Here is a 700-nt window from a genome sequence, read left to right on the forward strand (position 1 = left end):
AGTACCCAGAACACGTGATGGCCATTTTTCACCCACAGTGTTTGAACGTTATCAACGAAACGAAAAAGCCCTCATGGCTTCAATGTTGGAAATGTATGTATCAGGCGTTTCAACTCGTAAAGTATCAAAAATTGTGGAAGAACTTTGTGGTAAATCCGTCTCTAAGTCCTTCGTTTCTAGCTTAACAGAACAGCTAGAACCTATGGTTAACGAGTGGCAGAATCGTTTATTATCAGAAAAAAATTATCCTTACTTAATGACCGATGTACTCTATATAAAAGTACGAGAAGAAAATCGAGTACTCTCAAAAAGCTGTCATATAGCGATTGGAATAACCAAAGATGGCGACCGTGAAATTATCGGCTTCATGATTCAAAGTGGCGAAAGCGAAGAGACCTGGACAACATTTTTTGAATACCTAAAAGAACGCGGTTTACAAGGTACGGAACTCGTTATTTCTGATGCGCACAAAGGATTAGTCTCTGCCATTAGAAAATCCTTCACCAACGTAAGTTGGCAAAGATGCCAAGTTCACTTCCTAAGAAATATCTTTACCACCATTCCTAAAAAAAATTCAAAATCTTTCAGAGAAGCTGTTAAAGGAATTTTTAAGTTCACAGATATTAACTTAGCGCGTGAGGCTAAAAATCGATTGATTCATGATTATATCGATCAACCAAAATATTCAAAAGCTTGCGCA

General features: G+C 37.4%; 1 pseudogene. It reads left to right on the forward strand.

The annotated features are described in order from the left end of the window. Nucleotides 1–700, forward strand: a pseudogene (locus KA900_RS14485) (IS256-like element IS256 family transposase); the annotation flags it as partial.

The organism is Staphylococcus sp. GDY8P120P, assembly GCF_017892065.1.
GTDB classification, from domain to species: domain Bacteria; phylum Bacillota; class Bacilli; order Staphylococcales; family Staphylococcaceae; genus Staphylococcus; species Staphylococcus nepalensis.